This is a genomic window from Holdemanella hominis, assembly GCF_014306155.1.
Taxonomy (GTDB): domain Bacteria; phylum Bacillota_I; class Bacilli_A; order Erysipelotrichales; family Erysipelotrichaceae; genus Holdemanella; species Holdemanella hominis.
In genome coordinates, this window is record NZ_JACRWH010000005.1 from 1 (window position 1) to 19938 (window position 19938).

25 protein-coding genes and 1 other annotated feature (1 of these 26 only partly in view) are annotated in these 19938 nt (G+C 34.4%); of the genes, 2 read left to right on the forward strand and 23 right to left on the reverse strand.

The features are described from left to right. The coding region (locus tag H8911_RS02555) for a transposase (RefSeq protein WP_186998608.1) at positions 1-409 on the forward strand (409 nt) is incomplete at its 5' end. 415 nt (positions 410-824) lie between these two features. Beyond that, positions 825-1388: a manganese efflux pump MntP gene (locus H8911_RS02560; RefSeq protein ID WP_186998609.1), complete on the forward strand. Its 564-nt coding sequence runs from the start codon at positions 825-827 to the stop codon at positions 1386-1388. A gap of 11 nt (positions 1389-1399) precedes the next feature. Here H8911_RS02560 and H8911_RS02565 read toward each other — a convergent pair whose 3' ends face one another. From H8911_RS02565 to hisZ, 23 genes are all read right to left on the reverse strand, one after another. Further along, a complete protein-coding gene (locus tag H8911_RS02565; protein ID WP_186998610.1) occupies positions 1400-1900 on the reverse strand; it encodes an SGNH/GDSL hydrolase family protein in 501 nt (166 codons plus the stop codon). Beyond that, entirely contained in the window at positions 1900-3243 is a 1344-nt protein-coding gene (locus H8911_RS02570; RefSeq protein ID WP_186998611.1) for an MATE family efflux transporter, read from the reverse strand. The genes H8911_RS02565 and H8911_RS02570 overlap by 1 nt, the downstream gene beginning before the upstream one ends. Before the next feature lie 101 nt (positions 3244-3344). After that, complete coding sequence (ltrA, locus tag H8911_RS02575) at positions 3345-4637, reverse strand: group II intron reverse transcriptase/maturase (RefSeq protein WP_186998612.1); 1293 nt, start codon at positions 4635-4637, stop codon at positions 3345-3347. A 603-nt stretch (positions 4638-5240) separates the two neighbouring features. Beyond that, on the reverse strand, positions 5241-5378 hold the full coding sequence (locus H8911_RS13015; protein ID WP_439649302.1) for a hypothetical protein: 138 nt from the start codon (positions 5376-5378) through the stop codon (positions 5241-5243). Positions 5379-5485: 107 nt separating this feature from the next. Beyond that, a complete protein-coding gene (locus H8911_RS13020) occupies positions 5486-5791 on the reverse strand; it encodes an ATPase, T2SS/T4P/T4SS family (RefSeq protein WP_439649303.1) in 306 nt (101 codons plus the stop codon). Positions 5792-5860: 69 nt separating this feature from the next. Then, complete coding sequence (locus H8911_RS02585; protein WP_186998613.1) at positions 5861-6499, reverse strand: BTAD domain-containing putative transcriptional regulator; 639 nt, start codon at positions 6497-6499, stop codon at positions 5861-5863. A gap of 277 nt (positions 6500-6776) precedes the next feature. Beyond that, a complete protein-coding gene (locus H8911_RS02590) occupies positions 6777-6986 on the reverse strand; it encodes a hypothetical protein (RefSeq protein WP_117924056.1) in 210 nt (69 codons plus the stop codon). Between the two features lie 106 nt (positions 6987-7092). Beyond that, positions 7093-7572, reverse strand: coding sequence for a dihydrofolate reductase (locus H8911_RS02595; RefSeq protein WP_117924054.1), 480 nt, complete (start codon positions 7570-7572; stop codon positions 7093-7095). Between the two features lie 7 nt (positions 7573-7579). Further along, on the reverse strand, positions 7580-8443 hold the full coding sequence (thyA, locus tag H8911_RS02600) for a thymidylate synthase (protein WP_117924051.1): 864 nt from the start codon (positions 8441-8443) through the stop codon (positions 7580-7582). Then, entirely contained in the window at positions 8430-9263 is an 834-nt protein-coding gene (locus H8911_RS02605) for a Cof-type HAD-IIB family hydrolase (protein ID WP_117924049.1), read from the reverse strand. The genes thyA and H8911_RS02605 overlap by 14 nt, the downstream gene beginning before the upstream one ends. A gap of 3 nt (positions 9264-9266) precedes the next feature. Further along, positions 9267-10646 (reverse strand): aminopeptidase, encoded by a 1380-nt coding sequence (locus H8911_RS02610; protein ID WP_117924047.1) that lies wholly within the window; start codon positions 10644-10646, stop codon positions 9267-9269. Next, the gene (gene murI, locus H8911_RS02615) at positions 10643-11419 is read right to left on the reverse strand and encodes a glutamate racemase (protein WP_186998614.1); all 777 of its coding nucleotides are present in this window, start codon (positions 11417-11419) and stop codon (positions 10643-10645) included. The genes H8911_RS02610 and murI overlap by 4 nt, the downstream gene beginning before the upstream one ends. 75 nt (positions 11420-11494) lie before the next feature. Then, positions 11495-11878, reverse strand: a complete 384-nt coding sequence (locus tag H8911_RS02620; RefSeq protein ID WP_186998615.1) for a hypothetical protein — start codon at positions 11876-11878, stop codon at positions 11495-11497. A gap of 364 nt (positions 11879-12242) precedes the next feature. Beyond that, complete coding sequence (locus H8911_RS02625) at positions 12243-12749, reverse strand: NUDIX hydrolase (protein ID WP_186998616.1); 507 nt, start codon at positions 12747-12749, stop codon at positions 12243-12245. Continuing rightward, entirely contained in the window at positions 12742-13074 is a 333-nt protein-coding gene (hisI, locus tag H8911_RS02630; RefSeq protein ID WP_186998617.1) for a phosphoribosyl-AMP cyclohydrolase, read from the reverse strand. Before hisI ends, H8911_RS02625 begins: the two co-directional genes overlap by 8 nt. Next, positions 13071-13826 (reverse strand): imidazole glycerol phosphate synthase subunit HisF, encoded by a 756-nt coding sequence (gene hisF, locus H8911_RS02635; protein ID WP_186998618.1) that lies wholly within the window; start codon positions 13824-13826, stop codon positions 13071-13073. Before hisF ends, hisI begins: the two co-directional genes overlap by 4 nt. Further along, entirely contained in the window at positions 13820-14530 is a 711-nt protein-coding gene (gene hisA, locus H8911_RS02640; RefSeq protein WP_186998619.1) for a 1-(5-phosphoribosyl)-5-[(5-phosphoribosylamino)methylideneamino]imidazole-4-carboxamide isomerase, read from the reverse strand. Before hisA ends, hisF begins: the two co-directional genes overlap by 7 nt. Further along, positions 14531-15130 (reverse strand): imidazole glycerol phosphate synthase subunit HisH, encoded by a 600-nt coding sequence (gene hisH / locus H8911_RS02645; protein ID WP_117924025.1) that lies wholly within the window; start codon positions 15128-15130, stop codon positions 14531-14533. Next, positions 15127-15708: an imidazoleglycerol-phosphate dehydratase HisB gene (gene hisB, locus H8911_RS02650; RefSeq protein WP_186998620.1), complete on the reverse strand. Its 582-nt coding sequence runs from the start codon at positions 15706-15708 to the stop codon at positions 15127-15129. Before hisB ends, hisH begins: the two co-directional genes overlap by 4 nt. Beyond that, positions 15695-16705, reverse strand: coding sequence for a pyridoxal phosphate-dependent aminotransferase (locus H8911_RS02655; protein ID WP_186998621.1), 1011 nt, complete (start codon positions 16703-16705; stop codon positions 15695-15697). The genes hisB and H8911_RS02655 overlap by 14 nt, the downstream gene beginning before the upstream one ends. Then, entirely contained in the window at positions 16705-17985 is a 1281-nt protein-coding gene (gene hisD, locus H8911_RS02660) for a histidinol dehydrogenase (protein ID WP_186998622.1), read from the reverse strand. Before hisD ends, H8911_RS02655 begins: the two co-directional genes overlap by 1 nt. Next, positions 17975-18613 (reverse strand): ATP phosphoribosyltransferase, encoded by a 639-nt coding sequence (gene hisG, locus H8911_RS02665; protein WP_186998623.1) that lies wholly within the window; start codon positions 18611-18613, stop codon positions 17975-17977. The genes hisD and hisG overlap by 11 nt, the downstream gene beginning before the upstream one ends. Continuing rightward, entirely contained in the window at positions 18610-19719 is a 1110-nt protein-coding gene (gene hisZ, locus H8911_RS02670; protein WP_186998624.1) for an ATP phosphoribosyltransferase regulatory subunit, read from the reverse strand. The genes hisG and hisZ overlap by 4 nt, the downstream gene beginning before the upstream one ends. 36 nt (positions 19720-19755) lie before the next feature. Continuing rightward, positions 19756-19938 (reverse strand) — a binding site (T-box leader); it runs 26 nt beyond the window's last position.

The following is a 19938-nucleotide window of genomic DNA, read 5'->3' on the forward strand; positions in this document are numbered from 1 at the left end:
AGAAGAGTTCTCGATCAAAAACAACTCTCCTATCCTAAGCATTCCAGGGATTTCTCATTTCTCTGGTACTTCTATTTTAGCCGAATTAGGAGATATTGGCAATTATTCCAAGCCTTCTCGGATCATTAAATTTGCAGGAGTAGCCCCCTATCACTATGAATCGAGTCAATACAACGCCCAGCACACTGCCATAACTAAGAAAGGATCTAAATATCTTAGAAAGACTTTGTATCAAGTCATACTGCCTGTAATTAACAATAATCCTGTATTTAAGAAATACTATCGATTGAAGATATCTCAAGGTAAAGGACACCGTTGTGCTCAAGGTCACTGCATTAGAAAGCTGCTTAGAGTCATTTATCATTTACTAGAAACAGGACAATCATTTGATCCTGCATTATTAAGATAAGACATATGCATCTAAAGCATCTGAACTTTTAAAAAATCATATTTTAAAAGTTCTTTTCGTCATGCCTAAATTTAATCCAATATTCACATTTTCAAAGATCAATTTAAAACTAACTAAAAAATCTAGTTATTTTGTATTTTCAAACTTTTTCATAAAAAATACTTGAATTTTATATAGTTAGCTTCCTTTTGCCTCATTATAATCCATTTCAGTTAGATATCAATAACTATTTTACATTGTAAAGAAATTTTGATTTTGGTAATATAATCACATCCATAAGGAAGTAGTTATCTTACTTATGTAAGCATTTAAGTCAACACACTGATCAATCGATCTGGCTTATCGTTACAAACAAGACTTATGCGAAAAAAGACATCTTTTTTTTCGTATAAGTCTTTTTACTTTAGGAGGGAATATGGATTTTATTACTATTTTATTTATTGGTATTGGTTTAGCTATGGATGCAAGCGCTGTATCTTTGGCAAAAGGTATGAGCCTGGATAAAGATCAAGTAAAAAAATATGCCTTTATCCTAGCCCTAACGTTTGGCTTTTTTCAAGCACTTATGCCAGCTATTGGCTATTTTACTGGAAGTCATTTTGCCGAATACATTCAATCCATCGATCACTGGATTGCCTTTATTTTGTTGAGCTTGATAGGTATCAACATGATTCACGAAGGTAAAGAAGAAAAAGAAGATGAAGCAAAAATTCACTCCATCCCATTTAAAAATATTCTTCTTTTAGCTATCGCCACAAGTATTGACGCTTTAGCCGTTGGTGTAAGTTTTGCCTTTTTAAAAGTCAATCTGTTTTTAGCTATAACTACCATTGGCATCACTACATTTATTCTTTCATTTGTTTGTGTATTATTTGGAAAAAAACTTGGTAGCTTATTTGAAAAATATGCTGAATACTTAGGTGGTATCATCTTAATTCTATTAGGAATTAAAATCTTAATTGAACATTTATTTTTCTAACAAGACTTCAGTTAAAGTCTTTTCACATACTCAGCTATCTTTACACCCAATTCCTTATGTCCTTTTTCAGATAAATGCACGCCATCAAAACTCATATCTAAAGGATTACAATCTAAACAAGGAACCCCCATTACCTTATACGCCTCATTCAGTTTCATACTTTCATCTCTAAATTCATCAAATTGTAAAATTGGCGGACAAAGAATCAACAGCTTTCTTTTGTCCATTGAATCAATTAACTCATGCATAAAAGAAAGGATTTGATCAACATCATAATAATGAATCAAATCATTAGACCCCAACATAACACAAAATAAATCAATCGAATCTAAATTGAATGTATCCTCTTTTACATCTCGCAATAAACGACCATTGATCGCATCCTCAAAAAATATCCATCCAGGCACAAGATCATTTAAATAATCAATGTATGTTAAATCATACCTTTGAAAATATCCTCTTGGATCATAGCCCCAAGTATTGGAATCCCCTAAAAACAATACCTTTTTCATTATGCCACTCTGCGAATTTTCTTACGCACAACCATGAAACAAATACCATGCGCCACAAGTGTTATAACCCACGTAATTGGATAAGAAATATACAATGAGAAGGTTGTATGCACTGCCTTAAATACAGTAAATATCCATATAACACGAATCAAACAGACACCCGTTAAAGATACCAGCATTGGTAAAATAGAATATCCGATTCCTCTAAGACTTCCAACTAAAGTATCCATGACTCCACATAAACAATACATTGTACTAATAACAGCCAATCGATTAATTCCAAATTGGATGACACGCTCATCACTAGAATAAATAGATAGTAACTGTTGGCCAAAGAAATAAGCACCTTGCCCGAGTACAAGACCTACGATACTAACAATTACTAAACATTCTAATAAAATCTTATCAATTCGATTGTATTTTTTTGCTCCAAAATTTTGCGAAGTAAACGACAAAGAAGTTTGATAAACTGCATTCATAGACGTATATACAAAGCCTTCAATATTGCTTGCGGCGGTATTTCCAGCCATAACTAAAGAGCCAAAAGAGTTAATACTTGATTGAATCAATACGTTTGAAATACTAAAGATAATGCCTTGAAGCCCTGCTGGGAGTCCTACTTCCAGCATTTGTAAAGCTAATTCCTTATGGAAACGCATATCCTTTAACTCAAAATGTAAAGGTCCATCCATATGCTTTAAACATAATAGAATTAAAGCAGAACTAATTCCTTCCGAAATAATCGTAGCTAAAGCAACACCAGCAACACCCATTTCGAATACAATTACGAAACACAGATTAAATAGCACGTTAACAATTCCAGAAATCAGCAAAAAATAGAGTGGTCTCTTTGTATCACCAATCGATCTAAGTATGGCAGCCCCGAAGTTATAAACCATAAAAAATGGCATACCAGCAAAATAAATACGCATATATAAAGATGACAAATCAATTACATCTTCTGGTGTAGCCATTAACTCTAGCAAGGGTTTCGCAAAAAAGAAACCCACAAACACCATTAATAATCCACCAAAGATGGCAATAAAAATAGCTGTATGTACAGCTTTAGATGTATTTTCCTCATCTCGAGCCCCAATAAATTTACCCAATACAACATTTGCACCAACACTAATACCAATAAACATATTCACCAATAAATTGATTAATGCACTTGTTGAACCAACTGCTGCCAACGCTTGATTTCCCGTAAATCGACCTACCACAATAATATCGGCTGCATTAAACAACAATTGCAGGCAGCCCGACAAAATTAATGGTAATGAAAAAATAATCAACTTTTTAAAAATTGGACCATTACACATATCCACTTGATAACTACGCATAAGTAAATTTACTCCTTCTTAAATAATAGAAACAGTTGGAGATAAACTCCTCCAAGAACCGTACGTGCAGTTTTCCCGCATACAGCTCCCCACTGTTACTTTTAAACATTCTTGTTATATATGACTTTGTCACCGCTCCAAATATCCACATGGATATATGGGTGTATGATTCTATCATTCCATATTTCATAGAACCTTTCCAATTTAAAACTTCTTCTTTGACTCCTTCGGTTTAACCATTTGAACGTTACATATAGTGAATGTTGCCAAAGGTTTCTGACCTCTTTTATCATTCCACTCAAACTGTAGTAGTTAAAACTACCAGTAAGTTTCTTGTTCAACGCCTTCATGAATTCGTCAAATTGAGTGTTTCTATTTTCTTTGACCCATTTCTTTAAGTTTGACTTAAATTGCTTCTTCTTTTTACGACTTATCTTATGTCCTACAGAATAGTAGCCTTTTCTTGTCTTACTGTTGAAATGTGTAAAGCCTAGAAAATCAAATGTTTCTCTTGAACCACTGTATCTTCCAAACGGAAGTATTCGTGTCTTTTCCTTGGACAGTTCCAATCCAAAAAGTTCCATTCTTTTAATAACGGCTTCATATACTCTTTGTGCATCTCTTTCATATTGAAACATAATCAAGAAATCATCGGCAAAGCGTACCAGGTATGCTTCTCCATATAACTGTTTCTTGATGCACTTTTCAAACCATAAATCCAATACATAATGTAAGTACACATTGGCAAGGATTGGACTAATCAGTCCGCCTTGTGGTGTTCCTACACTTGTATCCTCATATTTTCCTTCTATCATGACTCCTGATTTGAGCATTCTCGCTATATATCTCAGGTAGTTCGGGTCTGCGATATCATTTCGAAGAAATTTCATGAGCCACTCATGATTTACATTGTCAAAGAATCCTTTAATATCACAGTCCAATATATAGTTTATTTTCTTGTGCATAATAGTATCATTGATTACTTTAATCGCATCATGAGTGCTTCGTTTTGGTCTGAATCCATATGAACAGTCTAGAAATCTAGGCTCATATACATCACTAAGTATGTCTGCCATGGCTCCTTGAACGAGCCTATCTTCATAGACTGGTATTCCTAAAGGTCTTTTCTTACCATTTCCCTTGTCGATTTCAACTCGTCTTACGGGTTGTGGCTTATAGCTAAAGCTCTTTAGTCTATGCATCAGGTCATCTATATTTTCATTTAAATTTTCTTGATACACTTCCTTGGTTACCATGTCTATTCCTGGAGCTTTATCTTTCTTTTGTAGACGATGTTGTCTTATTAAAGACTCCTTGTCTACTCGATACATTAACGTTTCCAGTTTAGGATGTCTTTTTGACAATGTTCTTATATCTTGTCGTTTTGTTCCCATGTCTTTTCAACCTCCAGTGTTTTCAACATGTTTCCCTTCAAGAAACGTAACTGTGTTTCGGTCCTTCGCTCCATGTACTTTCATACACTTCATAGCTACAATATGACCTCATCGGACTTCTTGCAGTTCTTCCCGTTGTTCTTGTGGTATTGGCACTTGTTACAACAGTACCGTGTTTATCGGAAACTGCAAGACCTCCCAGGTATGCAGTTGATACCTTGACTTCTCGCCCTGCTTTAAAACGCCGGTGGTGTCCGATTGAATCTGGCATAACGATTCAACCTATATTGGTTGCGGCTTATATGAGAGCATCACCCACCACTATGTTGAGTCTAACGACGCTAGATTGCTTCAGGCTTTCGCTTTAGGGCTCTAAGTCTTTCCTTCCTACACTTAACACTGTACCTCACGATACAATGCCCAAGGACTAGATATTGGTCTCTTTGCTTCAAGAGTTACCAGGTTAGGAGTTTCACCTAACTAAATCAACTGCACCGAACTGGCGCACAATACAAATCCTCCCCGTTTACAACAATAGTCAAATTATATACCTTATGTAATATTATTGAAAGAAAAAAAGAGCAAAATGTAACTTTTCATTCTTTATTGCACTCTCGTTTTCATACGATCCGGATGCAGACTATACTGAATCGCAATATATTTTGTTATTTTACCTTGTTGATACAAGTCATAGATCGTATCATCCATCATAACCATACCGTTCTGTCGATTCGAAATCATTGTATTCTAAATCTGATGAATCTTATTCTCACGAATCTGCGAACGAATCGCAGGATTGACCAGCATAATTTAAAACACAGGAATCAATTCTCCATCTTTTCCTGGGATTAATTGCTCACTAATGTAGCCTCTAAAATCATTGATAATTGCGAACGCACTTGATCTTGAAACATATCAATAATACGATCAATTGTATTTACAGCTCCTACAGTATGTAACGCAGATAGAATTAAATGTCCGGTTTCAGCCGCGGAAAGCGCTGTAGAAACTGTTTCTTCATTGCGTATTTCGCCCAATAAAATAACTTCAGGTGCCTCACGCAATGCCGATTTTAATGCATTTAAATCACTTGTTGTATCATGATATACCTCTCGTTGGGATACAATTGACTTTTTGCGAATGCAAGAATTCAATTAGATCCTCAATCGTAATAATATGACAACTTCTTGTCTTAATCATACGATCTATTAAACAAGCTGACATCAAACACTATAGAACTTATTTGAAATACGCTGAATAATCAAGTGCGCATTCTCTTCGGTTTGACAATCCACTAGAAGCAGCGGTTGCGTTTCACTTGTACGAGTAAACAAGTCATTGCTTCTTAAACAAGAACCTACCAATCGCTTCACACGATCAAAATCTAAACCAATCTTTTCATAATCCAAAGTACCATCTGAAAACTGTAACATAATCAAATAATAATTTTGTTCATTACGAATAGACATTTTTAACAACAATTCATAGAAATACTTGAAAATTTCATACGAACAGAAGAAGCCTTGGTTTTGTTGATCATGGCTTGAAAGCTCACGCATGATTGTTTCCATATCTTTACTTTCTTCTTTGGCATGATCAGCAATAATGATATCGTACAATTGTTTAAAACGTTTCGATAAACCCGTACCTAGTTCAGATAAGAAAATATCATTCAATTCATCATAATACTTCAACGCTTCACGATAATTACGTGTAGCCACTAAGCCTTTCATATAATAGTAATGTAAACCTTCATTAAATGATTTTAATAAAACAGCCTGATAATTCATAAGCATCATCTCATCATAGCGTTTTTTCGTATATAAGTAACAAGATACGCGCATCATCGTTTTCACATACATTTTCTAAAGATCTCTTGTTTCTGTAAAATCCAGTGCAATTGGCTTGGTGAAGCATAGAAACGACCTTGGATCTGAAAATCTTTCTAGCCGTCTTGAACTCTTTTTCGTCTAAAAGTTCCGAACCATCGTTGATTTGGTTATACGCCTTTTCCAATTCAACAAAATCAATATTACAATCTAAATTCTGATTTAAAATATACCCTTTTCATGTCGTTATAATAACCTATTTGTCTTTAAAGAATTCAATTTCATTCAATTCAGCACACAATCTAAAAATCTAGAACTTTAATGCACTAGATGGATTTTTACTTTCTGGCCGAGGAATATCAATCAGTTCATCTTTTTGAACTGGTTTTTCACTGTGAAACAATAAGACCTGTAATAAATTCACTAGCTGCTTTCCAAATAATTCGACAATATTAACGGTTACATTATCGTTTGTGATTTCCAACCCTCCTAATGTTTTAACATAATAAGTATCACTCATGTTGATTCTCCTTTCAAAAAGATTGTATAGTATCTAACCTAGTTTTATTTGACAATTAATCTGCCAAACAAAAAAGCAGAGAATCACAAAAATTCTCTGCAAATGGTTATTTTAAAGTATATGCAACATGTTGATAGTGAATTCCATTCTCTTCGATATCAGATAATATTGTTTTTGTATACAAAGACTTGTCAAATTCAGGAAAATAAACCTCAGCATCCGCTTGCTCATCAATCTCAGTTAACACTAGCTTATCTGCATAAGCTAACATCTCACTATAAATCATGCCTCCACCAATACAATAGATTTCCTCATCTACATCTTTATATCGCTTCAAAAATTCTTCAACACTCGAACACATTTCGACACATTCACCCAAATCTGAACACGAACGCGAAATCACGACATGATGACGTTTAGGTAACATACCTGGAAGACTTTCAAATGTTTTTCTTCCCATCACAATTGTATGTCCCGAAGTCTGCTTACGAAAAAACTTCAAGTCCTGAGGCAAATGCCAAATCATATCATTGTTTTTTCCTAATTCACGATTTTTACCAATCGCCGCAATCAATGTTAATTTCATAATTCTCCTATTGTGCTAAAGGGAAACTAATTTTTCCCATATGCTCATAGCCAATCAACTTCACGTCATTCTTTGGATCAAATGCATAGAAATCTTGAATATCCGGATTCAACCACAACTTAGGTGCTGGTAAAGAGCCTTTTGTTTCATAACGATTTAATTGTTCTTTAATTCCATCAATTTGATTCACGTAAATATGTGCATCTTTGATTGACCAATCAATCGTACCTGGCTCAAGTCCAGTAACCTTGGCAACCATCATCAATAAAACTGCATATTGCGTTACATTAAATGGCAACCCTAATGGAACATCACAACTTCTTTGGTGTACCCAAATATTCAACTTTCCATCCGTCACATCCCATTCTGAACTCCATACACAACTAGGAAGTACAGCTGTATCTAATTCGCTATCCTGCCATAATGAGATAACACGTCTACGATCTTCCTTATCGTTTTTTAATGAATTCAACAATTTATTCATCAAATCATATTTTTTTACAATAAATCCATAAGCCGTACCAATGGTATGCGCAAAACTAGGATCAAAATGTTTTAATACTTTTCCCGTATTCTCATCAATCCAGTCGCCATCTTCATTAATTTCCCATTTATCCCAAATGTGAACATTTCTTTCTTGAAGCCATCTAACATCATTACTTTGAGCCTGATAGATCCAAAGCATTTCTGTAACAGCTTGACGAATAAATAACTGTTTTGTCGTCAAAATAGGAAATTCTTTAGATAGATCTAAATGAAAATGTGCACTTGGAACTTTAATCGTGTCAATACCAGTGCGATTATGTACTTGAACTCCATTTTCCAAAATATCTTTACATAATCCACAATATACATCATCAAAGTATGACATCCATTTCCTCCTTAAAAACATTCTCCTCAATAAAACGACCCACTGCACTTTCATCATTTGTATAAGGACTTACAAATGCACTGCATTCTTTAACATCCTGTGAGCCATTTTTCATACATACACCCATACCGACTTTTTCAAGCATTTCCCTATCATTTTGTTCATCCCCAAAAGCCACACAGTTTTCAAGTTTGACCCCAAAATGCTTAGCTACCTTTTCAATCCCATATCCTTTATTGATTCTAGGATCTACATATTCGAATAAGTTATCTGCTGTTAAGAAACCGACACAAGCCTCATTCTTATATTGTTTAGCACGTTCTAAGACAATCGGCATATAATCTTTATCACAATGTATAATCAGTTTGTTGCATGTATTATTTTCTAGATATGGTTCAAGATCAATTTCGATTTCTGTTTCACCAAAAATTCGTGCATGTTCCTGCGTTTCAATACTTGTACGATTTGTATAACGTGTGGCACCTTCCAAGATCCAAAAATCAACGTCTAAATCTTCAAAAAAATGAATCACATCTAAAACGACTTCACCATCAAGAACATGATATTCTTCTTTAGTACGTTGTCTTAAATCATATACAACGCCACCATTCATTCCCATGATAAAACTAACACTATCTTCAATTCTCCATTTTTTCAACATAGCACGAACCGTCTCTACTGGACGTCCAGATGCGATGCCAAATAAAATTCCATGATTTTTCAATTTTGATACTGCTTCACGATTTAAATCTGATACTTGCTTTTTTGAATTCAAAAATGTACCATCTAAATCCGTCGCAATCAAAGTTACTGGTTCCATAAATTATCCTTCGTATGTTAAGAATGCTGCATATCCTTTTTTTGCTTCATAGATATCAGCTTTACTTGCCAATTCAAAAGGTGCATGCATATTATGTAAAGCTACACCACAGTCAATTACCTGCATTCCATAATTAGCCAAAATATAAGCGATTGTTCCTCCACCGCCTTGGTCTACTTTTCCAAGTTCACTTGTTTGCCAAGCTACATTGTGATCATCCATAATACGACGAATCAATGCGATATATTCTGCATTCGCATCGTTACATCCACTCTTTCCACGAGCTCCTGTATATTTATTGAATACGATACCTTTACCAAATTCGGCTTGATTTCTTGGACTTGATGCCGAAGCGTAAATTGGATCATGTGCAGCACTTACATCACTTGACAACATAATTGAATTCATCATTGCACGTTTCACGCTTAATGCAGAATAATCACCCATACAATCCATAACTTCTGCAACAAAGTTTTCAAAGAACATAGAGTGCATACCTGTAGCACCTTGAGATCCGACTTCTTCTTTATCAACTAACAAACAAACAGCTGTACGTTTTACATTTTCTGCTTCTAATTGAGCCATCAAACTTGTATACGCACAAATACGATCATCATGTCCATAACCTAATACCATACTTGAATCGAATCCACAGCTTCTAGCACGTCCTGCAGGAACAACCTCTAACTCAGCAGAAACAAAGTCTTCTTCTTCAAAGCCATAAGTTGATTTTAAAATTTTAGCAACATTAGCCTTTACTGCATCTTTCTCTTCATTTTCTAACGGAATAGATCCAACAGTTACATTTAAATCTTCACCAGCAATCACTTCATTTGCCTTTTTCTGTAATTGATCTGCACTTAAGTGAATCAATAAATCACTAATCACAAATACTGGATCACTTTCTTTATCTCCAATCGCTACATCTACAGTTGTTCCATCTTTCAAACAAACAACACCATGAATTGCCAAAGGCAAAGTCACCCATTGATACTTTTTAACACCACCATAATAGTGTGTATCCAAATAAGCAATGTTTCCATCTTCATACAATGGATTTTGTTTAAGATCCAAACGAGGACTGTCAATATGAGCACCTAAAATGTTCATACCTTTTTCCAATGGATTTGAACCAATGTGCATTAATGCAATCGACTTGTTCATCATATTTACATACACTTTGTCCTGTGCTTTTAAAATCTCTTTATTTTCGATAACCTCTTTGATATCACGATATCCATAAGATTTCGCTAATGCGATCGCATTTTTTACACAAGCTCTTTCCGTTTTAGAATCAGATAAGAAATCAATATATCCATCACTAAATTTCATTACATCATTAAATTCTTCTTTTGAATATTTATTCCAAACTACTTCACTCATAACTCTACCTCCAATTTTTTAAATAAGCATTTTGACAATTCAATTTTTGAATCCATTGTATTCATCCATGTAATTTGTCCTTCTTCACAACTTGTATTCAACAAACCTTTTTGTTCCAACAAATCTTTTGTATGTAAAGTCGTACCCACGCTTCCTTCAATAATATGAACATTTGGACAAAGCTTTTCCAAATATTTCGTGTAAAAAGGAAAATGCGTACACCCTAATACAATGCTATCTAGATTTTTATAGTCACTAGCTGCTAAATACTCTTTCAAACAAGACTCTACAAGATATGCATCATCAAGTTTATTGTCTTCAACCATTCTTACAAGTTCTGGACAAGGCACCTTTATAATATGATGCTCACCTTTAAATCGATTCATCAAATTCGCAAACTTCTTTTCTGACAAAGTAAGTTGGGTTGCCCATACCGCAATACGTTGATGTTCACCTCGATCGCATGCCACCTTTAATGCCGGTTCCATACCAATAATATCCACATCATACTTTTCTCTTAGAAGCTTAACACAAGCACTCGTTGCCGTATTGCACGCAATGACGATTGCCTTAACATCATGACATATCAATTCATCACATATCGCAACGCAACGCTTTGTGATTTCTTCTTTTGTCTTTGTCCCATAAGGATTATATTTACCATCTCCCAAATAGATCAGATTTTCATTAGGAAGTAAACTATGCATCGTATGTAAAACACTAATTCCACCTAATCCCGAATCAAAAACACCTATTGGACTTTTTGAATTCATACAAAACGCTCCTTTTCCATCTTTATAATTATACAACGTATAAAGAAAACATCCAAGTCCTCAAACTTGGATGCATTAATGACTCATACGCTTTTTCATTTCGACTAATATTTCTAACAATTCTTTTTTTCCAATCCCATTATGTATCAGACTGTCCGGATGCACTCTATCATTATGAAATAATTGAATCAATGATGCTTGAAGCTCTTTAAATGACATAGATTGATATTCTTTATCTACCAGATACGCCTCATAATCTTTCATATCTACTAAATTTGTTGCATAAAAAGAAAGCACCATTTCCATCAATAATGACTGCACCTTCTCATGATCTTCTTCTAAATCTGAATTAGCCCAACAAATATCTTCGTCTGTTAAATCGCTTAATTTTTCGATGTATGTTTGAATAAACGAAGCATCATCCATTTTTTCTTTCGCAAAATAATTTGAAATCTTCATATACCCTCCAAAAAAAAGAGGTTTAAGGCTTTCATCACTTCCTTAAACCGCTTTTCGCAATATTTATATCCTCATATAAATATTACAATGAATTTTGTTTGTATCCATTATATTATTATGCTCTTCTGAACAAACAAAATTCTGTATAGATAAAACCACCACATTTTATCTATACCCTCTAATCCACTTTTCCTTCGCAGAGTTTACCACGCTCTGCATGTCCCTTTGGCAGCTCATCACACTGCCACTTAAATAATAGCATATATAAAAAGGGTAAGCAAGCTTACCCATTTGTCAGTCTATGACCTATAAAGGAAGTAGTCGGTAGTGTTTCAGTCATAGAACTTACATATATATTTTAGTCCTATTTTTTCTGTTGTAAAGCCTTCATAATTCTTTCAAAATGTAAAAATTCATCTTCGTTATTCATCGCAACCAATTCATCTAGACTCACACACCTACAATCAATACTTTCACGAGTGTTTAAGGTTACATCACTTAATTGGAAATCAAACTTAAAATGATAAATATCTACAAAATAATTATCATGTCTTTTTTTATCTTCATTAAAGTATGAATATACAACATGACCATTTATGACATCAAGCCCTGTTTCTTCTTTTACTTCACGCTTGATCGCATCTAAGCTTGACTCTTTACTCTTAGCCCCACCACCAGGCATTTCCCAGCCTCCAGCAGCCCATTTTTTATCCAACGCCCTTTGTGTAACCAAATATTTTCCTTCTTCATTTTCTAAGATAGCCAAAACATACATCATGAATTCTCCAGGTTGAAATAAATATGTATTACGATCTACAACACGATTTAAAAGCTTTCGATTTCTATCATATAAATCAACGAATTCACTCATCTACACAATCTCCATTTTCATCTCTATAAAAACAAGAATAATGTCCCGTATGACAAGCCACACCAGCTTGTTTGACTTCTAATAAAATTGTATCTTGATCGCAATCAATGCGAATTGCCTGTACATGTTGATAATGTCCACTTGTTTCACCTTTGACCCACAAGCTTTGTCTTGAACGAGAATAATACGTTGCCAATTTTGTCTCTCTTGTTTTTTTGTAAGATTCTTCATTCATATATGCCAACATCAATACTTTTTTTGTATCTACATCCTGCACAATACAAGGAATTAAGCCATTTTGTTTCTCAAAATCCAATCGCATCATATACGAACTGCCACTCCTTTTTCTTTTAAATACTTTTTCACATTTTGAACATTCGATTCTTCATAATGAAAAATACTAGCTGCTAAAGCCGCATCGCTGACTTTTAACGCATCCACAAAGTCATCCATCTTTCCACATCCACCAGACGCAATCACAGGCACTTGAACCACTTTAGATACAGCTTCATACAAGGCTAAATCAAAACCATCCTTAGTGCCATCCGCATCCATGCTCGTTAACAAGATTTCTCCAGCTCCTAAAGATACACCTTTTAAAATCCATTCAATACAATCTATACCCGTATCTTTTCTGCCACCTTCAATGTATACGTTCCAACCCGAACCATCTTTTCTTCGCTTAGCATCCACCGCAAGCACAATACATTGGTTTCCAAAACGTTTACTTGCCTCTTTAATTAAGTCCGGATTACGAATTGCAGCACTATTTAAGCTTACTTTATCGGCTCCTGCCATCAACATGGCACGAACATCTTCAATCGTTGAAATGCCTCCTCCAACCGTAAAAGGAATATAGATTTCTTTTGCAACCTTCTTTACAATATCAACCATAGTTTTTCTTTTTTCTACTGTGGCACTAATATCCAAAAAAACCAATTCGTCAGCACCACCTAAATAATATTTCTTTGCCAGAGATACAGGATCTCCCACTTCTTTTAAACCCAAAAAATGGATTCCCTTCACAACATTCCCATCTTTTACATCTAGACAAGGTATAATTCTTTTTGTCAACATATGCTTAACGCCTCTTTCAAATCTAACGTCTTTTCATAAATGGCCTTACCCGTAATTACACCATACAACCCTAATTCTTTACATATTTGGACATGTGATAAATCACGAACACCGCCAGATGCGATTAAGTTACATGATACATGATTTTTAAGTGCTTTTAACATCTCAAAGTTAGGTCCTTGTAAAGTTCCATCCTTTGAAATGTCTGTACAAATCAATGTCTTTACCCCAATCTCTTCCATTCTTTTTGCAAAATCCAAATAATATTCTTTGCTCGTTTCCAACCAGCCTGACGTACATACATATCCGTCTTTACAATCAAGTCCAACCGCAATCTTAGAACCATATTTTGAAACCGCATCTTTTAATAAACCTATATCTTGAATTGCTGAAGTTCCTAAAATAACTCTTGAAACACCATTTTCTATATAAAAATCTATAGCAGACATCGTACGAATGCCTCCACCCACTTCAATGGGTATATCACATGTCTTCACAATTTCACAAATCAAATCTTCATTAACTCGACTTCCTTCTTTTGCCCCATTTAAATCCACAACATGTAAATAGCGAACATTTGCCGCTTCAAAATTTTTAGCACAAACAAGTACATCATCCGCCACACATTTGGATTGGCCATAATCACCTTGGTACAAACGAACAGGTTTTCCATCTAATATATCTATTGCAGGTAATACAATCATTTAGAACTCCTTTCCAAAATATTCCAATATTTTTAATCCATCTTCTCCACTTTTTTCAGGATGAAACTGACATCCCATAATATGATCATGCATCACAAGACCTGGTATTTTCATACTTCCATACATGGAATATCCAATTAAGTCTTGATCATCCATATCTTTGGCATAATATGAATGGACATAATACACATACGTATTTTCTTTAAATATTGCCTGAGGATGATTACTTTCCAATACGTTCCAACCGATTTGGGGAATTTTTACACTTGGATCTTCCATATGACAAACATGACCTTTTAAAAAGCCAAAACCATCGCATAAGCCATTTTCTTCACTCGTTTCAAACAAAGCCTGCATACCAAGACAAATCCCCAATAGCGCAACATCTTTATTTACTTGTTGAACAATAAAATCATAGAGCCCCATAGAATGGAGTGTGTGCATGCAGTCTTGAAAAGCTCCAACTCCTGGTAAAATCAATTTATCGCATTTAGATAAAATAGAAACATCTTTTGAAACAACACTATCTAAGCCTAAATAGTCACAAGCATTTTTTACGCTGTATAAATTGGACATGCCATAATCAATAATTCCAATCATTCGATTACTCCTTTAGAACTAGGAATACGATCCGATTCTATTTTTATAGCTTGTTTCAAGGCACGGCCAAATGCTTTAAATATAGCCTCTACTTTATGATGATCATTCTTTCCATAGTACACATTGATATGTAACGTTACCCCAGCTGCCACACAAAAGGCTCTAAAAAATTCTTCAACCATTTCACAAGACATCGTTCCAATGTTTTCTCGTATCAATTCGCAATTAAAAACCAAATAAGGACGTCCACTAATATCTAATGTGACATTACATAAAACTTCATCCATAGGAAGATTCACACTTCCATAGCGGGCAATTCCTTTTTTATCCTCTAAAGCTTCTAAAAATAATTTTCCTAATAAAATTCCACAATCTTCTATTGTATGATGATCACACACTTCAAGATCGCCATCCGCTTTTACAACTAAATCAAAATTCGAGTGAAACGCAAACAATGTCAACATATGATCAAAAAAACCAATTCCTGTACCAATGTCGCTATTTCCATTTCCATCTAAGTTGATCTTTTCATATATTTTTGTTTCTTTTGTATCCCTGTTTTTTTCAGCTATTCTCATACTCAAATCTCCTTAGAACATCTAATACCATTTCATTTTCTTCGTTTGTCCCAATCGTTATACGAAAACTAGTATCCGCATAATTTCGAATTGTGATGTTCTTTTCTTTAAACATATCCATTAAAATATCTTTTTTATCTGTTCTTCCATACAAGAAATTCGCATTTGAAGGATAGAAACTAATTGTTTTATAATCCTTCACTTCTCGGTATATTCTTTCTCTTTTTGAAATAATAGCCGCAATATTCGCTTTATATGCATCGGCATGTCTTAATACAACACTTGCTATCGTTTGAGTGACACTACTTAGTGCATAAGGAATAAAAAGTGGAGCTAATTTTTCAACTTGTGAAGAAATCATAAACCCACAACGAATTCCTGCAAGTCCATACGCCTTGGATAGAGTTCGACAAACAAAAACCATTGGATATGTTTTTAATAAATCAATGGCACTTTCATTACCAAACTCCATATAGGCTTCATCAAAAATGACTGGGATATTCGAAAAGGCTTCGCAAATTTGAATCATTTCTAATTTCGAAATCGCATGTCCCGTCGGATTATTTGGATTTGAGAATAAGATCATATCCACTTTTTTATCTTTCCCATTTGAAATAAATGCATCGACATCAAAGGATCCATCTAAAGCTGTTTCAAATTTTTCAATTTTTGCATGATTCAATTCTACATAATAGTCATACATCGAAAAATCAGGTGCTAATGTATACAGTGTTTTATTTCCTTGTACATAATACTGAATCAAAAATCCCAACATTTGATCCGATCCATTTCCCGATAAGATCCATGAGGATGGAACATTCATAATATTGGCATATAAATCATGTAATTCATGACAAGTTGTATCTGGATATCGATTGAGTGCAAGGTTTGAAATCGCATCTAAAATTTCTTGTTTGACATTATCATCTACGTTTTGACTTGCCTCATTGGCATTCAATAGAATTCCTGTTTGTGTATGTGTTTGATAACCCTTCATTATTTCACCCTCACTTTAGCTGCGTTAGCATGTGCTTGTAAGTGCTCTTCACTGGCAATTGTTTCAATATATTTTCCATAGGCTTCGAGTGCGTATTTTGAATAATACAAATAGGATGATTTTTTAATAAAACTATCTACGGATAAAGCACTTGAAAAGCGTGCCGTTCCACTAGTTGGTAAAACATGGTTTGTTCCCCCAAAATAATCACCTATGCTTTCACATGTGTAGTAGCCTAAGAAAACACTACCTGCATTTTTTACTTCTTGTAGGTGTTCCATTGGATTTTGAATCATCAATTCTAAGTGTTCTGGTGCAATTTCATTACTAATAGAAATGCATTCTTCAATCGAATCACAGACAATGGCTTTACCATAGTTCTTTAGGGATTGTTCCACTATTTCTTTTTTAGGTAATACAGCACTTTGTTTTAAAAGCTCTTGATTCACCAAATCCAAAAGTTCTTCGTTTGTAGTCAACAAAATGGCGCTCGCCATTGGATCATGTTCGGCTTGGGATAATAGATCGGCTGCTACATATTCTGCATTCGCCTTTTCATCGGCAATAACTAAAATTTCGCTTGGCCCTGCAATCATATCAATATCGACCGTTCCATACACTAATTTTTTAGCTGCTGCAACATAAATATTTCCTGGACCTACGATTTTATCTACTCGATCAATGGTTTGTGTACCATAGGCCAAAGCAGCAATAGCTTGAGCTCCACCAATCTTATAGATTTTATCTACACCGGCAAGTTTAGCCGCATACGCAATATTAGGGTGAATAGTTCCATTTTTATCCGGTGGAGTGACCATAACAACATTTTGAACACCGGCAATTTTTGCGGGTAATGCATTCATTAAAACACTGCTTGGATATTGTGCACGTCCTCCTGGAACATAGATTCCTACTGCTTCAAGAGGTAGTACTCTTTGGCCTAAATAGATTCCCTTTTCTTTCTGCAACAAATATCCATTTTGTTTTTGAAGTTTATGAAAATCTTCGATATTTTTTTTAGCAAGTTTCATTGCTTCTACAAACGAATCATCACATTTTAATATTTGTGCATCCCATTCTTCTTGAGATACTTCCATTGTATCTAAGCTTACCTTATCAAATTGTTGTGTATATTTTAGACAAGCCTCATCTTTATTTTCTTTTACATCTTGAATAATATTTGACACTGTAACCAAGACATCTGTACTTAAATCTTGTGTTCGTGACATCAAATATTCTTTCAATGCATCTTTATCTTCTTTATAAATTCTAGTCAACATCTTCATTCACCCTCTTACTTAAATCGTTGATTACTTTCATCACTTCTTCGTGTTTTAACTTAAAGCTCGCTTTATTCACAATAACACGTGTACTAATGTCACATACTGTATCTAGCACATCTAAACCATTTTCTTTTAAGGTTGTTCCTGTTTCCATAATATCTACGATTCCGTCACATAGACCTAAAATAGGTGCTAATTCTACAGATCCATCAATCTTAATAATTTCAACATCCATACCTTTGGACAAAAAATATTGTTTAGCTACACGAGGATATTTGGTTCCAATCTTAATGTGTCCTACTTTTGAAAACAACTGATTTTGAGGTAGGCTAGCCACAATGAATTTACACTTGCCAATCTTCAAATCTAACAATTCATAGTTATCATTCTCATTTTCTAAAATGGTATCTTTTCCAACAACACCAATATCAGCAACACCATGATTAACATAGGTAATACAATCGTTGGATTTCACTAAAAAATATTGAACGTCATGTACAGAATCTTTAAACACCAAGGCACGGCCTTTGTCTTTTAAAGCTTCTACTCCATAACCAAGTTCTTCTAACATAGCAACAGTTTGTTTTTCTAAACGTCCCTTTGTGAGCGCAATCGATAAGCTCATGCTTGTACCTCCTCTACATAAATAGATTCATTTGTTGATGGTTCTAAAATGACGATTCCTTCTTTTCTCAAATTTTTTGCTTGTTTCATAGCTTCAATTTGTTTGTCTTGTGGATAATACAATTTATATTTCTTTTTCGATTGTACATCCACATAATCAATGAGTGGATCTAGCTTTACACTAAAGCCACAAGCTGGAAGATCACGACCAAACTTCTTTAATAAGCAGTCGTATCGACCACCACTTAAGATACTTGTTCCAACACCTGAAACATATCCTTCAAAAATAATTCCGGTATAGTAATCCAAATGGGCAACTTTTCCTAAATCGACGGTTACATTTTCTAAATATCCTAATTCTTTTAAAGATTGGATACATTCTTTCATAGAATCTAAAACATCCTTTAATGAATCATCGAAACAAAACGTATATGCTTCATTTAATATATTCACGTCTCCACATAGGAACGGAAGGTGCATAAAGAAATCCACAATTTTTTCGCTGAGATACAATGAATCTAAGTAAAATTTCAGATCGACAATGCTTTTCTTATCAATTAAATTGGCTAGAGTATTGACTTCTTCTGTACTCAAACGAACAACTTTGCAAGCCGCCTGAAAAAATTTCACATTTCCAATTTCGAGCGTATAGTTTTTAAAGTTTTTCATGACTTCTAAAGCGCAGCACAAGACTTGTACATCACTTTTTGAATCCAATCCAATCAATTCAATGCCACAATCTGTAACTTCGCTTCTTTTGCCTGCAAATTTTTGACGTACTTTAAATACATTTGAAGTATAGCGATAGCGAAACGGAGGTTTTGAATCTTTAAATTTCGATGCACAAACACGTGCAATTGGAACAGTCATATCCGTTCTTAATGTTAGAATTCTTCCATTTTCGTCAAAGAATTTATACATATCTGTTGTTTGAATGTTTTTAAATGCATTTTCATATGTTTCATAATACTCAATCGTTGGTGTAATGATTTCTTCATATCCAAAGGATTCAAAAATCTGTTCCAAAGTATTTTGTAGATATTTTTTCTTTTCGCACTCATTCAAAATCGTATCTTTCATTCCTTGTGGTAATTGTATTTGTTGCATGTAAACAAACCTCCTTATAAACAAAAAAACTTCCGTCCTAAGGACGAAAGTTTAACTTACGTGGTTCCACCTTATTTTACTAATAAATTAGCCTCAAACCTGATAACGCCAGGAATACGTTAAAAACTACTTAGTTTCATCTTTACAGCTCAAAGACGTGTTCAAATAGCCTTACTCTTTCTTTTCACCAACCAGAAAGTCTCTTGAAGCAGCACTATT